The 16815-nt window shown below is 53.4% G+C and carries 12 protein-coding genes and 7 tRNA genes; 17 read left to right on the top strand and 2 right to left on the bottom strand.

Annotated features, from left to right (window positions below):
• Positions 1 to 83: 83 nt before the first annotated feature.
• The gene (gene nagE, locus WFO64_RS01420; protein WP_337008319.1) at positions 84 to 2111 is read right to left on the bottom strand and encodes an N-acetylglucosamine-specific PTS transporter subunit IIBC; all 2028 of its coding nucleotides are present in this window, start codon (positions 2109 to 2111) and stop codon (positions 84 to 86) included.
• 328 nt (positions 2112 to 2439) lie between these two features.
• Between nagE and nagB the strand changes: the two genes are divergently transcribed.
• The 12 genes from nagB to WFO64_RS01360 all read left to right on the top strand — a co-directional run bounded on the left by nagB (position 2440) and on the right by WFO64_RS01360 (position 9321).
• Complete coding sequence (gene nagB / locus WFO64_RS01415; protein WP_337008317.1) at positions 2440 to 3240, top strand: glucosamine-6-phosphate deaminase; 801 nt, start codon at positions 2440 to 2442, stop codon at positions 3238 to 3240.
• A 61-nt stretch (positions 3241 to 3301) separates the two neighbouring features.
• Positions 3302 to 4450, top strand: coding sequence for an N-acetylglucosamine-6-phosphate deacetylase (gene nagA, locus WFO64_RS01410; RefSeq protein WP_337008315.1), 1149 nt, complete (start codon positions 3302 to 3304; stop codon positions 4448 to 4450).
• A 7-nt stretch (positions 4451 to 4457) separates the two neighbouring features.
• Positions 4458 to 5678: a DNA-binding transcriptional regulator NagC gene (gene nagC, locus WFO64_RS01405; RefSeq protein ID WP_337008311.1), complete on the top strand. Its 1221-nt coding sequence runs from the start codon at positions 4458 to 4460 to the stop codon at positions 5676 to 5678.
• A gap of 39 nt (positions 5679 to 5717) precedes the next feature.
• Entirely contained in the window at positions 5718 to 6470 is a 753-nt protein-coding gene (locus WFO64_RS01400; protein WP_337008309.1) for an HAD-IIA family hydrolase, read from the top strand.
• A gap of 306 nt (positions 6471 to 6776) precedes the next feature.
• A complete protein-coding gene (asnB, locus tag WFO64_RS01395) occupies positions 6777 to 8444 on the top strand; it encodes an asparagine synthase B (RefSeq protein ID WP_337008307.1) in 1668 nt (555 codons plus the stop codon).
• A gap of 216 nt (positions 8445 to 8660) precedes the next feature.
• Positions 8661 to 8737 (top strand) — tRNA-Met (locus WFO64_RS01390).
• Between the two features lie 8 nt (positions 8738 to 8745).
• Positions 8746 to 8830: transfer RNA gene (locus WFO64_RS01385), tRNA-Leu, on the top strand.
• A 22-nt stretch (positions 8831 to 8852) separates the two neighbouring features.
• Positions 8853 to 8927: transfer RNA gene (locus WFO64_RS01380), tRNA-Gln, on the top strand.
• A 34-nt stretch (positions 8928 to 8961) separates the two neighbouring features.
• A tRNA-Gln gene (locus WFO64_RS01375) sits at positions 8962 to 9036 on the top strand.
• A gap of 22 nt (positions 9037 to 9058) precedes the next feature.
• A tRNA-Met gene (locus tag WFO64_RS01370) sits at positions 9059 to 9135 on the top strand.
• Positions 9136 to 9141: 6 nt separating this feature from the next.
• Positions 9142 to 9216, top strand: a tRNA-Gln gene (locus WFO64_RS01365).
• Between the two features lie 30 nt (positions 9217 to 9246).
• Positions 9247 to 9321, top strand: a tRNA-Gln gene (locus WFO64_RS01360).
• Between the two features lie 100 nt (positions 9322 to 9421).
• Here WFO64_RS01360 and ubiF read toward each other — a convergent pair.
• Positions 9422 to 10594 carry a 3-demethoxyubiquinol 3-hydroxylase gene (ubiF, locus tag WFO64_RS01355; RefSeq protein ID WP_337008305.1) on the bottom strand — a complete coding sequence of 391 codons (1173 nt, stop codon included), beginning with the start codon at positions 10592 to 10594 and terminating at the stop codon, positions 9422 to 9424.
• A gap of 172 nt (positions 10595 to 10766) precedes the next feature.
• Between ubiF and miaB the strand changes: the two genes are divergently transcribed.
• From miaB to lnt, 5 genes are all read left to right on the top strand, one after another.
• The gene (gene miaB / locus WFO64_RS01350; protein WP_337008303.1) at positions 10767 to 12191 is read left to right on the top strand and encodes a tRNA (N6-isopentenyl adenosine(37)-C2)-methylthiotransferase MiaB; all 1425 of its coding nucleotides are present in this window, start codon (positions 10767 to 10769) and stop codon (positions 12189 to 12191) included.
• 209 nt (positions 12192 to 12400) lie between these two features.
• Positions 12401 to 13462, top strand: coding sequence for a PhoH family protein (locus tag WFO64_RS01345; protein WP_337008301.1), 1062 nt, complete (start codon positions 12401 to 12403; stop codon positions 13460 to 13462).
• Entirely contained in the window at positions 13459 to 13932 is a 474-nt protein-coding gene (ybeY, locus tag WFO64_RS01340) for an rRNA maturation RNase YbeY (RefSeq protein WP_337008299.1), read from the top strand. The genes WFO64_RS01345 and ybeY overlap by 4 nt, the downstream gene beginning before the upstream one ends.
• Before the next feature lie 82 nt (positions 13933 to 14014).
• Entirely contained in the window at positions 14015 to 14896 is an 882-nt protein-coding gene (gene corC, locus WFO64_RS01335; protein WP_337008297.1) for a CNNM family magnesium/cobalt transport protein CorC, read from the top strand.
• Between the two features lie 4 nt (positions 14897 to 14900).
• Positions 14901 to 16424, top strand: a complete 1524-nt coding sequence (lnt, locus tag WFO64_RS01330; RefSeq protein ID WP_337008295.1) for an apolipoprotein N-acyltransferase — start codon at positions 14901 to 14903, stop codon at positions 16422 to 16424.
• Positions 16425 to 16815: the final 391 nt, after the last annotated feature.

Below are 16815 nucleotides of genomic sequence, written 5' to 3'. Positions count from 1 at the left end.
TCTGAGGGAAACAACCGTTTGTTAAGCCTTTAAAACAAAAAAGGCAGGAATCGCTTCCTGCCTGTGGGGTTGTGTTGCGGGGATTAGCCTTTCACTTCATATAGCGGGGTTTCCCCTGCCACCACCTGACCGCGGGCCAGTAAAGTCAGACCGGCGAAATCGTCGCTGTTGCTCACCACCACCGGACTCACCATTGAGCGGGCATTAGCGTTAAGGAATTCCAGGTCCATCTCGAGCACTGACTGACCGGCAACCACGCTGGCACCCTCTTCAACCAGACGGGTGAAGCCTTTACCGTCCAATGCCACCGTATCCAGTCCCATATGCACCACAATCTCCACACCGTTATCTGTTTCCAGACAGAAGGCGTGATTGGTGTTGAAGATTTTCACCAGCGTTCCGGCAATCGGTGACACCACCCATTTGTCGCTGGGTTTGATCGCCAGACCATCACCCACGGCTTTGCTGGCAAAGGCTTCATCTGGAACATCATCCAACGCGACCACTTCACCAGTTACCGGTGCCACTAATGTAGCGATTACACGCTTCTCACTGTTCAGCACCGCCTGCGGTTTAACTTCCGGCTCAGCCGGCGCACTGCTGGTGGCTGCTGCAGAGACCGGGCCTTTGGTCAGCACTTTTTTCATGGCCGAAGCGATGCTTTCTGCCTGGGTACCCACGATGATCTGCACGCTCTGTTTGTTAAGGCGGATCACACCTGACGCCCCCAAACGCTTAGCAACGCCCTCATTCACCTGAGCCGAATCATTTACGTTAAGGCGCAGACGGGTAATACAGGCATCGATGCTGGTTAAGTTAGCAGAACCACCTATCGCACCAATGTAATGGCGCGCCAGCGATTCAGTGGCTGTTTCACCATCATCGGTTTTATCAACGTTCACGTCATAACCATCACTTTCATCTCCGGCGACCGCCAGCTCACGGCCCGGCGTCATCAGGTTGAATTTTTTGATGGTGAAGCGGAAAACTACGTAATAGATAACGAAGAAGACCAGGCCCTGCGGGATCAGCATGTACCAGTGAGTCGCCAGCGGGTTACGGGTCGACAGCACCATATCCACCAGCCCGGCGCTGAAACCAAATCCGGCAATCCAGTGCATGCTGGCAGCGATGAAGACAGAGATACCGGTCAGGACGGCGTGGATCAGATAAAGCACCGGTGCCACGAACATGAAGGAGAACTCCAGCGGCTCGGTGATGCCAGTAAAAAAGGCGGCAAACGCAGCAGCCAGCATAATGCTCCCCACTTTGACGCGGTTCTCAGGACGCGCACAATGGTAGATGGCCAGCGCAGCACCCGGCAGACCAAACATCATAATCGGGAAGAACCCTGCCTGATAGCGACCGGTAATGCCTACAGTTGCTGAGCCGTCAGCCAGTGACTGCGCACCGCCAAGGAATTTAGGAATGTCATTAATACCCGCAACATCAAACCAGAACACCGAGTTCAGGGCGTGATGCAGACCTACCGGAATCAGCAGGCGGTTGAAGAAAGCGTAGATACCAGCACCGACAGAGCCGAGTTTCTGAATATGTTCACCAAAACCCACCAGACCATTAAAAATAACCGGCCAGATATACATCAGGATAAAGGCGACCAGGATCATCAGGAACGAGACAAGAATCGGCACCAGCCGACGGCCGCTGAAGAAGGAGAGCGCTTTAGGCAGTTCGACGTGACTGAAGCGGTTATAGACCTCCGCCGACAGAATACCAACCAGAATACCGACAAACTGATTATTAATTTTGCCAAACGCCACAGGCACCTGGTCAACCGGCATCTTCTGAATCATCGCCACCGCGGCCGGTGAGCAGAGCGTGGTGACCACCAGGAATCCGACAAAACCAGTCAGGGCGGCGGCTCCATCTTTATCTTTCGACATGCCATATGCGACACCAATCGCAAACAGCACTGACATGTTTTCGATGATGGCTGCACCAGACTTGATTAGCAACGCAGCCAGCGCATTACCTGCACCCCAGCTAACTGGATCAATCCAGTAACCAACCCCCATTAATATTGCTGCTGCTGGCAGGGTTGCTACCGGCACCATTAGTGCGCGCCCCACCTTTTGTAAGTAACCTAACATGTATCCTTCCCCCTATGAGCCTGACTTGTCGCTTTGCGCCGCTTAATGTTGTTATGTCAGCTACAAAGATTGTTAATACACTTCATATCACGCAGCGAAGTGTAATGATAAATTAATTCGCCTCGCAAATTAAAAGCCTTGTAAATGTGATTTTAATCACTAAAAAACATCGTTTCACCCTGCAACATCTGGCTAAAGCTACAAACTTATTTTATGATCCGAAATATTGAATTACGCTCCGGTCGTGGCGAGAATAAACATTCTGTTCAGGTTGTTGAATAACGCAGCGGTGTTAGCGATCCCCTTCCATTATCTATTGAGGTGAAACATGAGACTGATTCCTTTAGCGACGCCAACCCAGGTGGGTAAATGGGCCGCCCGACATATTGTTAACCGTATCAATGCGTTTAACCCGACGGCGGATAAACCTTTTGTCCTGGGTCTGCCAACAGGCGGCACGCCACTAGAGGCGTACAAACACCTGATTGATATGCATAAAGCGGGCCAGGTGACTTTTAAACATGTGATTACGTTCAATATGGATGAATATGTTGGCCTGCCAAAAGAGCATCCTGAAAGCTATCACAGCTTTATGTATCGCAATTTCTTCGATCATGTTGATATTCAACCAGAAAATATCAATCTGTTGAATGGTAATGCACCCGATATTGACGCAGAATGTCGTCAGTACGAAGAGAAAATTCGCGCATTGGGTAAAATTCACCTGTTTATGGGCGGTGTTGGTAACGACGGTCATATCGCATTTAACGAACCGGCTTCTTCACTGGCCTCCCGTACTCGCATTAAAACCCTGACCCATGATACCCGTGTGGCGAACTCCCGTTTCTTTAACGGCGACGTTGACCAGGTGCCTAAATATGCGCTGACGGTCGGCGTCGGCACACTGCTGGATGCTGAGGAAGTGATGATTCTGGTTACCGGCCATGTTAAAGCCCAGGCCTTGCAGGCGGCAGTTGAAGGCAACGTTAATCACATGTGGACCATCAGTTGCCTGCAGCTCCACGCGAAATCGGTTGTGGTGTGTGATGAGCCGGCCACCATGGAACTCAAAGTGAAAACCGTGAAATATTTCCGCGAAATGGAAGCGGAAAATATGAAAGGCGTGTAACAAAACATTGTCATGCCTGCTATTACCCTGAGTGATAGCAGGCCAGGACGGGAGAAAAGAGATGTACGCATTAATTAACGGTCGAATCTACAGCGGCCATGAGGTTCTGGATAATCACGCGGTCGTGGTAGCCGACGGGCATATTGCGCACGTTTGCCCGCGTGAAGCGCTCCCAACCGGTATTGAGCAGAAGGATATGGCGGGTGCGATCATTGCGCCGGGATTTATCGATCTCCAGCTCAACGGCTGTGGGGGTGTGCAGTTCAATGACAGCATTGACGCGCTCAGCATTGAAACGCTGGAAACGATGCAGCGCGCCAATGAAAAGTCTGGCTGCACCAGCTTTTTACCTACGCTGATTACCAGCAGCGACGCCCTGATGAAGCGGGCGATTGAAACCATGCGCGCATATCTGCAGAAACATCAGCATCAGGCGCTGGGTCTGCATCTGGAAGGGCCCTGGCTGAGTAAGGCGAAAAAAGGCACCCACGACCCGGCGCTTATTCGTCTGCCGGATGCTGCGATGGTGCAGTATCTTTGTGATAATGCCGACGTCATCAGCAAAGTGACGCTTGCCCCTGAAAATGCGGGTAGCGATGTGATTCGTCAATTGACGGATGCAGGGATTATTGTCTCAGCCGGTCACTCGAATGCGACCTATAAAGAGGCTAAAGCGGGCTTTTCTGCTGGCGTAAGTTTCGCGACGCACCTCTACAACGCGATGCCGAACTTTGCCGGACGTGAACCTGGGCTTATCGGTGCGCTGTTTGATTCGCCTGATGTATACTGCGGCATTATTGCGGATGGTTTACATGTACATTACGCTAACGTGCGCAATGCAAAACGCATTAAAGGCGATAAACTGGTGCTGGTAACGGATGCCACCGCACCAGCTGGCGCGGCGATTAACGAGTTTATTTTTGCAGGCAAAACAATCTATTATCGCGATGGGCTCTGTGTCGATGAAAACGGCACATTAAGTGGTTCAGCCCTGACGATGATTGAAGCGGTACAAAACAGCGTTGAGCATGTCGGCATCGCACTGGATGAGGCGTTGCGCATGGCATCACTCTACCCGGCACGGGCGATGGGCGTGGAAAGGCAGTTAGGCTCGATCGAAGCAGGAAAAATCGCGAACCTGACTGTGTTTACGCGCGACTTTAAAATCATTAAGACGTTTGTCAACGGAGACGACGTCCTGAGCGAGTAAGCACTGAATGACCACTGGCGGCCAGTCACAAATAGGAAATGTCGATCTTGTTAAGCAACTCAATAGCGCAGCGGTTTACCGGCTGATTGATCAACAGGGGCCGATATCGCGCATTCAGATTGCCGAACTCAGCCAGCTCGCCCCCGCCAGCGTCACAAAAATTACCCGTCAGTTGATTGAGCGCGGCCTGATCAAAGAGGTAGACCAGCAGGCGTCTACCGGTGGTCGCCGCGCCATCTCCATCATCACTGAAACCCGCCATTTCCATACCATCGGCGTCCGCCTCGGACGCAACGATGCCACCCTGACCCTGTTCGACCTCAGCGGTAAATCGCTGGCGCAGGAGGATTATGTGCTGCCTGAACGCACTCAGGAGACGCTGGAACACGCGCTGTTTAACGCCATCAGCAGCTTCATTGAGCAGCACCAGCGTAAAATACGTGAGCTGATCGCGATTTCAGTCATCCTGCCAGGGCTGGTCGATCCGATTAACGGCGTGATCCGTTATATGCCACACATCTCTGTCAGCCACTGGCCGCTGGTCGCCAGCCTGAAAAAACGGTTCAATGTCACCAGTTTTGTTGGTCACGATATTCGCAGCCTGGCGCTGGCCGAGCACTATTTCGGTGCAAGCCGCGACTGTGCTGACTCAATTCTGGTGCGTTTACACCGGGGCACCGGCGCCGGCATTATTGCGAATGGCCATATTTTTCTCGGCAGCAACGGCAACGTTGGCGAGATAGGCCATATTCAGGTCGATCCTCTTGGTGAGCGCTGCCACTGCGGCAACTTTGGCTGTCTTGAAACCATTGCCGCCAACGGCGCTATTGAGAATCGTGTTCGGCATCTGCTGAACCAGGGCTATCCCAGCGTACTGAGGCTGGAGGCATGCCAGATGCCCCACATCTGTAAAGCAGCCAATCAGGGTGATGCGCTGGCCTGCGAAGTGGTCGAGCACGTTGGCCGTTATCTTGGCAAAGCTATTGCTATCGCGATCAACCTGTTCAATCCACAAAAAGTGGTGCTGGCGGGTGAGATTACTGAGGCAGAGAAAGTATTGCTGCCCGCAATTGAGAGCTGCATTAACACCCAGGCATTAGAGGCCTTCCGTAAAAATCTGCCGGTCGTGCGATCCACCCTGGATCATCGTTCTGCTATTGGCGCGTTTGCGCTTGCTAAACGTGCCATGCTTAACGGCATTCTGCTGCAACATCTTCTGGAAGACTAAGCTAACCCGCTGCTCTGGCGGGCCACATCGGATCTGACTATGACCATTAAAAGCGTAATTTGTGATATCGATGGCGTGCTAATGCACGATAACACCGCCGTTCCCGGCGCACAGGAATTTTTACAGCGCATTCTGGCCAAAGAGATGCCGCTGGTGGTGCTGACGAACTATCCCTCGCAAACCGAACAGGATTTGGCCAACCGTTTTGCCTCGGCCGGTGTCGAGGTGCCCGAATCCGTTTTCTATACCTCCGCGATGGCCACAGCCGATTTCCTGCGCCGTCAGGAGGGCAAAAAGGCGTATGTGATTGGTGAGGGCGCACTAATTCATGAACTCTACAAAGCGGGCTTTACCATTACCGATGTAAATCCCGATTTTGTCATTGTGGGGGAAACGCGCTCATTTAATTGGGACATGATGCATAAAGCAGCCTTTTTCGTGGCTAACGGCGCTCGCTTCATTGCCACTAACCCCGATACCCATGCGCGCGGTTTTGTTCCAGCCTGTGGCGCGCTCTGTGCGGGTATTGAGAAGATATCGGGCCGACGCCCGTTTGTTGTCGGCAAACCCAGTCCCTACATCATGCGCGCCGCGTTGAACAAAATGCAGGCCCACTCCGAAGAGACGGTGATTGTTGGTGACAACCTGCGCACAGACATTCTGGCCGGCTTTCAGGCGGGTCTGGAGACGGTGCTGTTGCTGTCCGGCGTCTCAACGCTGACTGATATTGATGCCATGCCGTTCCGTCCGGACTGGATCTACCCTTCTGTTGCCGATATTGACCTGTTCTGATTTGTTTCTCTTATGACGCATCCGGCTAATCTGCGATGCGTCGCACCTTTTTGCTCGCCTCTCCCACTTTCCCTGCCTGATTTTCGCTCAAAAAAACCATTCCATTGCTGATTCAACACTAAAACAACACTTAAATTATCGTTTATTCAATTTAACAACCATAAGAGCAATATTTTTATCAGTAAATCACGATTCCTCTTGCATTGAATGCACTAAATAGCGCATTTTCTTATGTATCACGCAGCATCAGGCTGCCGGACAAACGTAAAAGATAACATCGCCGTAAGGTGAGTTCAGGAGTCAGTTATGTGTTCAATTTTTGGTGTCCTGGATCTGAAAACCGATCCTGTTGAACTGCGCAGAAAAGCGCTGGAATGTTCACGCTTGATGCGTCATCGCGGCCCGGACTGGTCAGGCGTCTACGCGGATGACCATGCTATTCTGGCGCATGAACGCCTCTCAATTGTTGACGTTAACAATGGCGCACAGCCGCTGTACAACGCCGATCACACTCATGTACTGGCGGTAAACGGCGAGATTTACAACCATCAGGCACTGCGTGCTGAACTTAGCGATCGTTACGCATTTCAGACTGGTTCTGACTGTGAAGTGATTCTGGCACTCTATCAGGAGAAAGGTGCCGATTTCCTCGATGAGCTGGAAGGGATGTTCGCCTTTATCCTCTATGACAGCGTTAAAAACACATACCTGATTGGTCGCGATCACATCGGCATCATCCCGCTCTATATGGGTAATGATGAGCATGGCAACCTCTATGTAGCATCAGAAATGAAAGCGCTGGTGCCTGTCTGCCGTTCGATCAAAGAGTTCCCTCCGGGAAGCTACCTCTCCAGCACCGATGGGGAAATGCGTCGTTACTGGCAGCGTGACTGGATGGATTACAAAAACGTTGAGCACAACACCACCGACGCCGCTGGCCTGAAACATGCGCTGGAAGAGTCTGTGAAAAGCCACCTGATGTCAGATGTTCCTTACGGTGTGCTGCTGTCAGGCGGTCTGGACTCCTCCATCATTTCAGCCGTGACCAAACGTTACGCAGCGAAGCGGGTTGAAGATCAGGATAAAAGTGATGCGTGGTGGCCCCAACTGCACTCCTTCGCTGTAGGACTGGAAGGTTCACCGGATTTAAAAGCGGCAAAATCGGTGGCGGAACATCTGGGTACCGTGCACCATGAAATTCACTTCACCGTGCAGGAAGGACTGGATGCGATTCGCGATGTGATTTATCACATTGAAACGTATGACGTGACTACCATTCGGGCGTCTACGCCGATGTACTTAATGTCGCGAAAAATTAAAGCGATGGGCATTAAGATGGTGCTGTCGGGTGAAGGTGCAGACGAAGTGTTCGGCGGCTACCTCTATTTCCACAAGGCGCCAAACGCCAAAGAATTTCACGAAGAAAACGTGCGTAAATTGCAGGCACTGCATATGTTCGACTGTGCCCGTGCCAACAAAGCGATGTCCGCCTGGGGCGTTGAAGCTCGCGTGCCGTTCCTGGATAAAAAATTCCTGGATGTGGCGATGCGTATTAACCCGGCAGACAAAATGTGTGGCAGCAACGGGAAAATGGAAAAGCACATTCTGCGTGAATGTTTCTCCTCTTACCTGCCGGAAAGCGTGGCGTGGCGCCAGAAAGAGCAGTTCTCAGATGGAGTGGGTTACAGCTGGATCGACTCACTGAAAGAAGTGGCCGCGAAGCAAATCAGCGATCAGCAGCTGACCACCGCCCATTTCCGTTTCCCGTTCAACACGCCAGGGTCAAAAGAAGCCTATCTCTATCGTGAGATTTTTGAAGAGCTATTCCCGTTAGCGAGTGCGGCAGAGTGTGTGCCCGGCGGTCCATCGGTCGCCTGTTCATCAGCCAAAGCCATTGAATGGGATGAAGCGTTTAAAAACATGGACGATCCTTCCGGACGTGCCGTGGGTGTGCATCAGTCAGCGTATAAATAAGCCGACAGAGAGCAGCCAGAATGGGCCCGCAGCGGCCCATTTTTTGACGATTAGCATTGTATTCACTGAAAAATTGCCGAATAAAGCGCCAGGCTGGTTATAAGCCAGTCAAACAGCGATTATCTGGCAAAAAACGGTAAAAAACTTGTTGACGCTGTCTGGTCAACTCCGCATAATGCGCCCCGCAACGCCGATGAAGGTAACGCGAAAAAAGATGGCTACGTAGCTCAGCTGGTTAGAGCACAGCACTCATAATGCTGGGGTCACAGGTTCGATTCCCGTCGTAGCCACCATCTTTTTTGCGGGAGTGGCGAAATTGGTAGACGCACCAGATTTAGGTTCTGGCGCCGCAAGGTGTGCGAGTTCAAGTCTCGCCTCCCGCACCATTTCATTATTCGGCAGCGTGGATGGGATATCGCCAAGCGGTAAGGCACCGGTTTTTGATACCGGCATTCCCTGGTTCGAATCCAGGTATCCCAGCCAATTTCGATGATTCTTGAGACTGAGAACGGACGAATGGGATATCGCCAAGCGGTAAGGCACCGGTTTTTGATACCGGCATTCCCTGGTTCGAATCCAGGTATCCCAGCCATCATTGAAATGCAGTACAATTTGGCTACGTAGCTCAGCTGGTTAGAGCACAGCACTCATAATGCTGGGGTCACAGGTTCGATTCCCGTCGTAGCCACCATATAATTGGGGTGTCGCCAAGCGGTAAGGCACTGGTTTCTGATACCAGCATTCCGGGGTTCGAATCCCTGCACCCCAGCCATACAAAAGACAATTTGAAAAACACCATTATTGGGGTGTCGCCAAGCGGTAAGGCACTGGTTTCTGATACCAGCATTCCGGGGTTCGAATCCCTGCACCCCAGCCAAATTGCACAACAAAGCCCGCTTTTGCGGGCTTTGTTGTTTTTGCAGATTTCGCTTACTGATTGCTGGCCCGCCCTGCGGCGAGCCGAGACGCGCTATCTGCTATAGCCCCAGCGCGTAACGCAATACCTGCCGCTTCAGTACCCCGGAATGTTCGGCGGCTATCAATCCAAGATTACGCGCAAACCGAAGCGGTGCCAGCTGATTACTGAAGGCAAAATAAAACAGATCCATACCGCCCTGCATCAGCATATTGTCTCTACGACGTTGCCGGTGATAGCGCTGCAGTATCCGCTCAGATCCCCAATCCTCCGCCGCACCGCGCGCGCTGACCAGAACATCAATCAACGCATCAATATCACGATAGCCCAGATTCACGCCCTGCCCGGCCAGCGGATTAATGGTATGCGCGGCATCACCGACTAGCGCCAGTCCTGGCAGAACATAGCGCGAAGCATGACGCCGCACCAGCGGGAAGCCGCCCGCCGCGTGGGCTTTGAAACGCCCCAGCCGCATCGGGAAGTGGCTGGCAATCTCTTTTTCCAGCTGGGCCATCGGCATCGCCTGCAGCTGACGGACTCTTGCCGGCGCGTCATACCAGACCAGCGAAGCCCGGTTGTCATACAGCGGCAAAAAGGCACGCGGACCCTGAGGCGTAAAATGCTGCCATGTCGCATCGCCTGCCGGATGTTCGCAGGTGACGCTGATCAGTAAACAGGACTGCGCATAGCTCCAGCCATGTATCCCGATTCCAGCCATCTGCCGCACCTGAGAGTTTGCGCCATCGGCACCAATCACCAGACGAGTATGTAAGGCAACGCCATCGTTGAGGTCGACCCGCCAGCCGCCATTTTCTGGCTGCAGGTTTTCCAACGAGGCCGGGCAATAGCAGGTCACGCCCAGCGACTTCATCTCCTCCCATAACGCCCGCTGAAGCACGCTATTCTCCACCATAAAGCCCAGCTCGGGCAGCCCCAGTGAGGCAGCATCAAAATTCACCTGCGCCGTTTGCCACTCCCACGTTTCCAGCCTGCGATAGGGCGCGCTGCGCATCGCTTCTACCCGTGGCCAAACGTCGAGTTGCTTTAGCAACGCCACCGAGGATGACCCAATCGCCGAAATCCGCAGATCGGGATCGCTGTCGGCATCAAACGGAGCGGGTTCGGCGCGCTCAATCACCGCCACGCGAAAATGTTGCTGCGTCAGCCCACAGGCCAGCGCAGCACCGACCATGCCACCGCCGACAATCACTACATCAAACTGATTATCCTGCATTGCTTATGTCCCTCTCTTATTCCCGCCAACCTGCGCAACATGGATCTGCATGCAGCAAAGTGTACCGGAAAACCCGATTGCTGACAGAAAACCCCTGAGGCTGGTCACAACAGCATCAAAGCATTACAATACGCGCCCCGCACTTCACTGCACTGAATCAATGGCTAGCGCGATGACAAAAAAACTGCATATCAAAACCTGGGGATGTCAGATGAATGAGTATGATTCATCCAAGATGTCTGATCTGCTGAACAGTACGCACGGCTATACGCTGACCGAGGCTCCTGAAGAGGCGGATATTCTGCTGCTTAACACCTGTTCTATTCGTGAGAAAGCGCAGGAGAAAGTGTTCCATCTACTGGGACGCTGGAGAAAGCTAAAAGAGCGCAACCCGGATGTTATTATCGGTGTGGGTGGCTGCGTGGCGTCCCAGGAAGGGGATCATATCCGCCAGCGTGCGCCCTGCGTGGATATCGTGTTTGGTCCGCAGACACTGCACCGCCTGCCGGAAATGATCAACACCGTGCGCGGTAGCAAAAGCCCGGTAGTCGACATCAGCTTCCCGGAAATCGAGAAATTTGACCGCTTGCCGGAACCGCGGGCAGAAGGCCCGACAGCCTTTGTTTCCATCATGGAAGGCTGCAATAAATATTGTACTTTTTGCGTGGTGCCTTACACCCGTGGCGAGGAAGTGAGCCGTCCCAGCGATGACATTCTGCTGGAAATCGCCCAACTGGCGGCGCAGGGCGTGCGCGAAGTTAACCTGCTTGGCCAGAACGTCAACGCTTATCGTGGTGCCACCTTCGATGGTGAGATCTGTACTTTCGCTGAACTGCTGCGCCTGGTCGCCGCCATCGACGGTATTGACCGCATTCGTTTCACCACCAGCCACCCGATTGAGTTCACCGATGATATCATCGAGGTCTATCGCGATACTCCGGAACTGATGAGTTTCCTGCATCTGCCGGTTCAGAGTGGTTCAGACCGCATTCTGACAATGATGAAGCGTGCACATACAGCGCTGGAGTATAAGGCGATTATCCGCAAACTGCGCGCGGCGCGCCCGGATATTGAGATTAGCTCCGACTTCATCATCGGTTTCCCAGGTGAAACGCAGCAGGATTTTGAGCAGACCATGAAGCTCATCGCCGAGATCAATTTCGACGTTAGCTTCAGCTTTATCTACTCTGCCCGTCCCGGCACGCCCGCCGCTGACCTGCCGGATGATGTGAGCGAAGAGGAGAAAAAGCAGCGTCTGTGGATCTTGCAGGAGCGCATTAACCAGCAGGCGCAGGCGATTAGTCGTCATATGCTGGGTACAGTGCAGCGTATTCTGGTGGAAGGCATCTCCCGCAAGAACGTAATGGAAGTCTCTGGCCGCACCGAAAATAACCGCGTGGTGAATTTTGAAGGCTCACCTGAGATGATTGGCCGCTTTGTCGACGTTGAAATTGTTGATGTCTACCCCAATTCGCTGCGCGGCAAACTGGTACGCACCGAAGAGGAGATGGGCCTGCGCATGGCGGAAAGCCCGGCGTCGGTGATTGCCCGTACCCGCAAAGAAAATGAAATCGGCGTGAATCTGTTCCAGCCGTGATGCCTGGTTTACTGTGCGGCAGCGCGCACTGCGTTGCCGCCAATATCACCCTGCACCTCTTGGTTTCTGAAAGTATCGCCCAAATATCTCTCCTTGAGCTTGCGCCCAGGCGTTACGGCATAAATAATTTCGTTATGGTGCATCCGGTTAAGCCCAACGGTGCGTCAGACACATCCCATAACTGGCCCTGAGTGACCCAAAGGATTCGTTTGAATATCGAAACTCGTGAAATCGCCCTTGAACCGGCTGATAACCGTCGTCTGATGAGCCTCTGTGGGCCTTTCGACGATAATGTGAAACAGCTTGAACGTCGTCTGGGCATTGAGATCAATCGTCGCGACAACGTTTTTAAGCTGGTGGGACGTCCACTTTGCGTTAATGCCGCCGCAGATATTCTGAAAACTCTGTATGTCGATACCGCACCTGTACGGGGCGACATCCCGGATATCGAGCCTGACCAGATTCACCTGGCGATCAAAGAGAGCCGCGTACTGGAGCAAACCGCCGAAAGCGTGCCGGAGTACGGTAAAGCGGTCAATATCAAGACCAAACGCGGTGTCATCAAGCCGCGCACGCCTAACCAGGCGCAGTACATCGCGAATGTGCTCGACCACGACATTACCTTTGGCGTCGGCCCAGCCGGTACCGGTAAAACCTATCTGGCGGTAGCAGCAGCAGTGGATGCACTGGAGCGTCAGGAGATTCGCCGCATCATGCTGACCCGCCCTGCGGTAGAAGCAGGTGAAAAGCTCGGCTTTCTGCCGGGCGATCTGAGCCAGAAAGTCGATCCCTATCTGCGTCCGCTTTACGACGCGCTGTTCGAAATGCTCGGTTTCGAGCGGGTGGAAAAACTGATGGAACGCAACGTCATTGAAGTCGCACCGCTAGCCTACATGCGCGGTCGTACCCTTAACGATGCGTTTATCATTCTTGATGAAAGCCAGAACACCACCATCGAGCAGATGAAGATGTTTCTGACGCGTATCGGCTTTAACTCCAAAGCGGTGATTACCGGCGACGTTACCCAGATTGACCTGCCGCGTCACGTCAAGTCGGGCCTGCGTCATGCCATTGAGGTGCTAGCTGACGTTGAAGAGATCAGCTTCAACTTCTTCCACAGCGAAGATGTGGTGCGTCATCCGGTGGTTGCCCGCATTGTCACCGCCTATGAGGCATGGGAAGCTGCCGATCAGACCCGCCGCGACCAGCAGGCTGAAGTGCGTAAACGTGAAGCGCTGGCAGCACAGAGCGCCGCGCAGGAGAGCAAATGAGCGAGGTGATTCTCGACCTGCAGGTCGCCTGTGACAACACCGCTGCCCTGCCTGATGAGAGCCAGTTTCATCGCTGGCTGTCAGCGGCTGTCATCCCTTTTCAGCCCGAAAGCGAAGTCACTGTGCGTCTGGTTGATGAAGCGGAAAGTCATGAACTTAATCTGACTTATCGTGGCAAAGATAAGCCCACCAACGTGTTATCCTTCCCGTTTGAAGCGCCACCTGGCATTGAGCTGCCGCTGCTGGGCGACCTAATCATCTGCCGTCAGGTGGTTGAGCAGGAAGCCGCTGAACAGGGTAAAAGCGTTGAAGCCCACTGGGCACACATGGTGGTACACGGCACGCTGCATCTGCTGGGTTACGACCATATTGATGACGACGAAGCTGACGAGATGGAAGGGCTGGAGACCGAGATAATGCTTGCTCTTGGGTATCCTGATCCGTACATTTCGGAGAAAGAAGAGGCCTGAATCCTGAATTCAGTCTATCCGGCTGTCGGTACAGGTTGCTGACAACACTATTTCCTCACCAGAGAGATCTTTAAAAACCGCCATGAGCGACGACCATTCTCAAAACAGCGATGCACCCAGTAGTAAAAAGGGATTTTTTTCCCTGTTGATCAACCAACTCTTTCACGGTGAACCTAAAAACCGTGATGAGCTACTGGAGCTGATCCGCGACTCGAATCATAAAGAGCTGATTGACCAGGATACCCGCGACATGCTCGAAGGGGTACTGGATATTGCGGAGCAGCGCGTGCGTGACATCATGATCCCGCGTTCGCAAATGATCACCCTGAAACGTAATCAGAACCTTGAAGAGTGTCTGGATGTCATTATTGACTCCGCACATTCCCGCTTCCCGGTGATCAGCGAAGATAAAGATCATGTCGAAGGCATTCTGATGGCTAAAGATCTGCTGCCCTTCATGAGCAGCGAATCTGAGCCTTTCAGCATTGAAAAAGTGCTGCGTCCGGCGGTGGTGGTGCCTGAAAGTAAGCGTGTTGATCGAATGCTGAAAGAGTTCCGCTCTCAGCGTTATCACATGGCGATCGTCATTGATGAGTTTGGCGGTGTCTCCGGCCTGGTCACCATTGAAGACATTCTGGAGCTGATCGTGGGTGAGATTGAAGATGAGTATGACGACGAAGAAGATCGTGATATCCGTCAGCTCAACCGTCACACCTTTACAGTGCGCGCGCTAACCGCCATTGAAGATTTCAACGAGGTGTTTGGCACGCAGTTCAGTGATGATGAAGTCGACACCATTGGTGGCCTGGTGATGCAGGGCTTTGGCCATCTGCCCGCTCGTGGTGAAAGCATCGAGATTGAGGGTTACCAGTTCAAGGTGGCGACGGCTGACAGCCGCCGCATTATCCAGGTTCACGTGACTATTCCGGAAAATTCGCCACAACCTCAACTGGAAGACGAATAAGTCTATGGCTTTAGCCTCACTCTACCCGCGCCAGCGGGTTCGCCTGCTGCTGGCTTTAATAATGGGTGCGTCGGGCACCCTCGCCTTCTCTCCCTATGATTTCTGGCCCGCCGCACTGCTGTCGCTGTGCGGTTTGCAACTGCTGACTCTGAACCGCTCCAGCCCGCAGGCCACCGCAATCGGCTTTGTCTGGGGATTGGGCCTGTTCGGCAGCGGCATCAACTGGGTTTATGTCAGTGTTGCCACCTTTGGCGGCATGCCTGGTCCGGTCAATATCTTTATCGTGGCACTGCTGGCGGCTTATCTGGCGATTTATCCGGCGCTGTTTGCTGGCATACTGAATCGCCTCTGGCCGCGAACAACGCTGTGGCGCCTGGCGCTGGCGGCACCGGCATTGTGGCAGATCACCGAGTTCCTGCGCGGCTGGGTGCTGACCGGCTTTCCGTGGCTGCAGTTTGGTTACAGCCAGATTGATGGCCCGTTAAAAGGCCTGGCCCCGCTGGCGGGCGTAGAGACCCTGACCTTCCTGCTGATGGTCGTCGCTGGCCTGCTGGCTTATGCTCTGCAACGACGTAATGTCAGAAGTCTGGTGGCGGCGCTGCTGCTGCTGGCATTGCCATGGCCGTTGCGCTACATCCAGTGGGTTCAGCCAATGCCCGAGCGTGCAGTAGAGGTGGCGCTGGTGCAGGGTAATATCCCGCAATCGATGAAGTGGGATCCGCAGCAGCTGCTCACTACCCTGCGCATTTATAACGACCTCAGTCAGCCGCTGATAGGCAAAGCGCCGATTATTATCTGGCCTGAGTCGGCGATTACCGATCTGGAAAGTAATCAGCAGCCGTTCCTGCGTTCGCTGGATGACGAACTGCGTGAGCGCGGCAGCTCACTGGTCACCGGCATCGTAGATTCCCGCCTGGAGCAGAACCGCTATCATGATTACAACACCGTTATTGTGCTGGGCGGCAAGGCGCCGTACAACTACTTTAGCGGCAATCGTTACCAGAAGAATCACCTGGTGCCGTTTGGCGAATTTGTGCCACTCGCCGATCTGCTGCGTCCGCTGGCTCCGTTCTTTGATCTGCCGATGTCGGCATTCAGTCGTGGCAACTATCTCCAGCCGCCACTCCGCGTGGCGGGCTATAACCTGACCAGTGCTATCTGTTATGAGATCGTGCTGGGTGAACAGGTGCGGGCCAACTTTCATCCCGACACCCACCTCCTGCTGACCGTTTCAAACGACGCCTGGTTTGGTCACTCTATCGGCCCATGGCAGCACTTCCAGATGGCAAGGATGCGGGCGCTGGAACTGGGCCGTCCGCTATTGCGCAGCACCAATAACGGCGTGACTGCGGTAGTCAATGCCAGTGGTGATGTGGCAGCGATGCTGCCGCAGTTTACCCGCAATGTGCTGACCAGCAAGGTCACACCGACTCAAGGGGAAACTCCCTATACGCGGGCAGGCATCTGGCCAGTCTGGTTACTGACGCTGCTGGCGGCGGTGATAGCCCTCCTGCGTCGGCGTCGATAAATACTCAAAGGCTGAAAGGCGAAGCGCAGGCTTCGCCTTTTTTTCTTTCATTGCCCAGGCCTGGTTCACTCCCCCGACCGCATACTCTGCTGCCTTTCTCGCTTTGCATCTCTTTCTGGCACGATGATTGCTAAATATTTCCGTGTTTTTCGTAAACAAGCTGATTGCAGGCGCTGAGGCAAGGCGGTTGCACCAAAGCAATCGACTTTGCTGCACCGCTACGGCGCAGAACGGGGAAATTGCCTTTTTTTGGTGCGAATCACCTCGCAAAAAAGAAACATTCCTGTTTCATTGCGTTAACAATCCGCTATGTTAATGACTCTTCTGCGTCCAATAAAACCGCAGAATGAGCAGAGACGCAGCAGAAAACAGACACAACACCATAATCAGC

The sequence above is a fragment of the Pantoea sp. AS142 genome, from assembly GCF_037152305.1.
Lineage (GTDB): Bacteria > Pseudomonadota > Gammaproteobacteria > Enterobacterales > Enterobacteriaceae > Pantoea.
The sequence above is the reverse complement of the archived record's forward strand: the minus strand, read 5'-3'. Positions and strand labels throughout refer to the sequence as shown.

What these genes read in the sequence shown, in the direction of transcription:
- lnt (WP_337008295.1), top strand. Translation starts at nt 14,901, where the DNA reads ATGGCTTTAGCCTCACTCTACCCGCGCCAGCGGGTTCGCCTGCTGCTG.
- WFO64_RS01400 (WP_337008309.1), top strand. Translation starts at nt 5,718, where the DNA reads ATGACCATTAAAAGCGTAATTTGTGATATCGATGGCGTGCTAATGCAC.
- miaB (WP_337008303.1), top strand. Translation starts at nt 10,767, where the DNA reads ATGACAAAAAAACTGCATATCAAAACCTGGGGATGTCAGATGAATGAG.
- nagC (WP_337008311.1), top strand. Translation starts at nt 4,458, where the DNA reads ATGACCACTGGCGGCCAGTCACAAATAGGAAATGTCGATCTTGTTAAG.
- asnB (WP_337008307.1), top strand. Translation starts at nt 6,777, where the DNA reads ATGTGTTCAATTTTTGGTGTCCTGGATCTGAAAACCGATCCTGTTGAA.
- nagE (WP_337008319.1), bottom strand. Translation starts at nt 2,111, where the DNA reads ATGTTAGGTTACTTACAAAAGGTGGGGCGCGCACTAATGGTGCCGGTA.
- ybeY (WP_337008299.1), top strand. Translation starts at nt 13,459, where the DNA reads ATGAGCGAGGTGATTCTCGACCTGCAGGTCGCCTGTGACAACACCGCT.
- nagB (WP_337008317.1), top strand. Translation starts at nt 2,440, where the DNA reads ATGAGACTGATTCCTTTAGCGACGCCAACCCAGGTGGGTAAATGGGCC.
- corC (WP_337008297.1), top strand. Translation starts at nt 14,015, where the DNA reads ATGAGCGACGACCATTCTCAAAACAGCGATGCACCCAGTAGTAAAAAG.
- ubiF (WP_337008305.1), bottom strand. Translation starts at nt 10,594, where the DNA reads ATGCAGGATAATCAGTTTGATGTAGTGATTGTCGGCGGTGGCATGGTC.
- nagA (WP_337008315.1), top strand. Translation starts at nt 3,302, where the DNA reads ATGTACGCATTAATTAACGGTCGAATCTACAGCGGCCATGAGGTTCTG.